The sequence below is a fragment of the Enorma massiliensis phI genome, from assembly GCF_000311845.1.
Classification (GTDB): Bacteria; Actinomycetota; Coriobacteriia; order Coriobacteriales; family Coriobacteriaceae; genus Enorma; species Enorma massiliensis.
Map to the genome: position 1 here is coordinate 589,736 of NZ_HE978574.1, position 2,840 is coordinate 592,575.

Consider the following 2,840-nt stretch of genomic DNA (forward strand, 5'->3'; position numbering starts at 1 on the left):
TGCGGACGGCGCGCCGCTCGCGGGCGCGACTTTCGAAATCACAGGCGAGTTCGCCGGTACCCCCGCGCTGAACGCTAACGGCGCGCTCGAGGTCGGGCCGACGGGCGATGACGGCTTCGCCGCCATCCCCACCGGCGTGCTCGTCGCGGGCAATATGTACACCATCACCGAGGCCACCGCGCCAAATGGCTACGAGCTGGCCGGCAGCGTTCAGTTTACGGTGGGCGCGGACGGTGCCATCGCCATCGCTAGCGGCGTGACCGCGGGTTCCGGCACCTACGCCGCGACAGCCGAGGACGGCACCGCCGTCATCACGGCGACCGACGAGCTCACCGAGCTCACGGTCCTCAAGGCCGCATCGAGCGAGGGTGCGTCCGGTGGCAAGACATACCTCCCTGGCGCTGAGTTCACCCTGACCGAGGTCATGGGCGAGGGCTCCGGAGCGGGCAGTCCGCAGGTACTCACCGACATCACGGGCGAGGATGGTAGCGTGAGCTTCACCGGTCTCGTGGCGGGCAAGAGCTACGTGCTCGAGGAGACCCGGGCGCCCGCAGGCTATGAGCGGCTTACCGATACGGCGACGCTGAGCGTTGCGGCCGATGGTACCGTAAGCATCGCGGGCGGTAACAGCTCCGGCGCCTTCACGCTGAGCGAGGACGGCGTCTCTATCGAGGTCGTGGACCATAAGCTGGGCGTGAGCCTGGTGAAGCAGGGTATAGCTGGCCAGGGTCTTGAAGGCGTCGAGTTTACCCTTGCGCCCGCCGAGGACGGTGTCACGTTCCCGGATGGCACGGCCGAGAAGTCCTTCACCTCGGACGAGTTCGGCGCGGTCTTCACCGACTTGCAGCTCACAGGTTCGGCGGAGGGCACGGCCTATGTGCTCACCGAGACCAAGGCTCCTGCGGGCTACCAGCCCATCGATCCGCTGACCTTCCTCGTCTATGAGGATGGTTCGGTGGCGCTCGCCGAAACGGCGACAACGGAGCAGATTAACCAGACGGCAATCGTCAACGGCGCCGAGGACGGCATCGCCGTCATCACCGTGAGCGACACGCCGATCGATTTGGTGCTCAAGAAGTCCGATCCTAACGGTACCGCGCTCCAAGGCGCCGAGTTCACGGTGAGTCCGGTGGACGACGCGACCTTCGCGGATGGCACCACGGAGCCCAAGACCATCGCGACCGCCGACGGCGGCACGGCGCTGCTCTCCGCGCAGCTCGTGGCGGGCAGCACCTATGAGATCTACGAGAGCCGCGGACCGGTGGGCTACGATCCCATCGACGCGACCTTCCAGGTGACGGCGCACGAGGACGGCTCGCTCACGGTCGTGGGCGGCGATAGCGCGCTGCCCGAGGGCTATGCGCGCGCCAAGGGGAGCACCTTCACCTTCACCGCGGTGGACCAGTTGCTGAAGATCGAGCTCCAGAAGGTGAGCGCGCTCGACCCCGAGACCACGCTCGCGAACGCCGAGTTCACCCTCACGGGCGATGACGGCACGATCCAGACGGTTACGACGGATGACCAGGGCGCGGCTGCGATCGGCTCCGGCCTGAAGACCGGCGTTACCTACACGCTGACCGAGACAACGCCTGCCGCCGGCTACATCGCGGTGGAGCCACTGAGCTTCCAGCTCGACATCCGCGGCGAGATCGTGGTCCAGGGCGATGCGCCCGATGCATGGGCGGTCGGCGAGGACGGCATTACGCTCACAGCGACAGACGAACCCGTGGGCCTGCGCATCGAGAAGATCGACGCCGAGGATTCCGACAAGAAGCTCCCTGGTGCCGAGTTCGCCGTGACCCCGGTGGACGGTAGCACGTTCGCTGACGGTACGACGACGGCGCGGACGCTTACCACCGAGGGCGAGGACGGCTCTGCCGAGCTTCTCGCTGAGCTCGTCGTGGGCGGCACCTACACGCTCCGCGAGACCACGGCGCCCGACGGCTACACCAAGATCGACGGTACGCTGACGATTCACGTGCGCGACGACGGAACGATCGAGATCGCGCCCGATACCGCAGCACCCGGTGCGTTCGTTATCAGCGATGATGGCACCGTGCAGGCGTTCACCGGCACGGTCACCAACGAGCCCACCAAGCTCACGCTGTACAAGCTCGACGAGCGCAGCAACCAGCCCATGGCGAACGTCGAGTTCACCCTTACGGGCGATATCGCGGGTGACGGCACGTCCGAAGAGGCTGAACGCACGCTGGTGAGCACCACGGAAGGCGTGGAGCTCGATCATGCGTTGCTCATCGCCGACGGCGAGACCGTCTATACGCTGCACGAGGAAGAGGCCCCTGCCGGCTACGAGACGATCGAGGACCTCAAGTTCACGGTCGAGGAGGATGGTTCCATCACGCCAGTCGACGAAGCGACTGCCGAGGATAACGGCTGGGCCTGGACGGACGGGCAGGGCATCGCGGTGACCGCGCATGATGACCCGGTCGAGATTGACCTGGTGAAGCGCGGCAGCGACACAGGCGACGAGCTCGTCGGTGCCGAGTTCACCATCAAGCCCGCCGCAGGCGGCACGTTTGCCAACGCGCAGCCGGGCGAGAACGAGCAAGGCATCGTGGTGACGCCGGAGAACGCTCAGGATAAGCTGTACGGATGCCTAGTGGTCGGCAAGAGCTACGTGCTCGAGGAGACTCAGGCTCCGGCCGGCTACGAACTCGCGGGCTCCCTTGAGTTCACCGTGAACGCCGACGGCACGATCGAGAAGACAGGCGGCTCCGACGCCTACGCCGTGAGCTCCGAGGGCGACGTCGCGGTCATCACTGCGACCGATACACCCATCGAGGTACGCCTGCAGAAGCGCGGCTCCGACGCGGGCGACG

At 66.4% G+C, this 2,840-nt stretch carries 1 protein-coding gene; it reads left to right on the forward strand.

Features of this window, described 5'->3' with window-relative positions; translation table 11 throughout:
- A partial coding sequence (locus HGEM_RS10320; RefSeq protein ID WP_020424275.1) for a SpaA isopeptide-forming pilin-related protein occupies positions 1-2,840 on the forward strand: 2,840 nt, incomplete at both ends.